The 643-nt window shown below is 51.6% G+C and carries 1 protein-coding gene; it reads right to left on the bottom strand.

Translation table 11 applies throughout. From position 1 onward, the window contains the following. Positions 1–235: 235 nt before the first annotated feature. On the bottom strand, positions 236–643 hold a 408-nt coding region (locus ABD224_RS29300; RefSeq protein WP_344055364.1), incomplete at its 5' end, for a hypothetical protein.

Below are 643 nucleotides of genomic sequence, written 5' to 3'. Positions count from 1 at the left end.
GTCACGATCTGCGTTGATGTGATGGACTTCAATACGCTCGGTGTCATCACAGATTTCGCACTGTTCGTAATAGTGTTCTAAGCACTTGGTTCGGTAATCAGTCGTCATCTTCCCCAACCTCCAAGATGGCAACCATAACCTTCTTATCAGCGTACTCTGACCCGAGGTTAATCCTACCTCTGGAGTCCGCTTTTCGATCCTTCAAGTCACCGGGTGAGATATCTACTTCCATTGTTCAGTGGAGTTGCCAGTCAAAGCCGGGCGCTTCTCGGTCGAATCGGTTGCTCTGGAACCAAGCGCGTTCCCCGTCGCTCAGATATTCGATTTGAACCTCTGAGCCGTTATCCGCAACGTCGGTGATCTTGAACTCGTGATTCCCGTCAACACCGTACTCGCCTTGTCGGACTTCTGTCGTCATCTGTTTTCGACCTCTACAACCCACTTCAACCCACAACAACTTATAGTTTGTGGGAGTTGCCCCACGGTAGTTGGTGAAAAGTATTAAGGCGCTGGCCGTAGGCGTATCTAACAAGCGGTATTGGTCGGAAGAACCGGCCCGGCTGGTGCAACAGCCGAAGCCGCTTGAGGAAACAGCATGAGTACCAAAGCGAACACACCTGATAGAAGTACCGGACGCCCCGAC

Origin of the sequence: Streptomyces thermoalcalitolerans (genome assembly GCF_039525155.1) — a bacterium.
Taxonomy (GTDB): Bacteria; Actinomycetota; Actinomycetes; order Streptomycetales; family Streptomycetaceae; genus Streptomyces; species Streptomyces thermovulgaris.
Note: the sequence above shows the minus strand (reverse complement) of the source record. Positions and strands in the feature narration are given on the sequence as shown.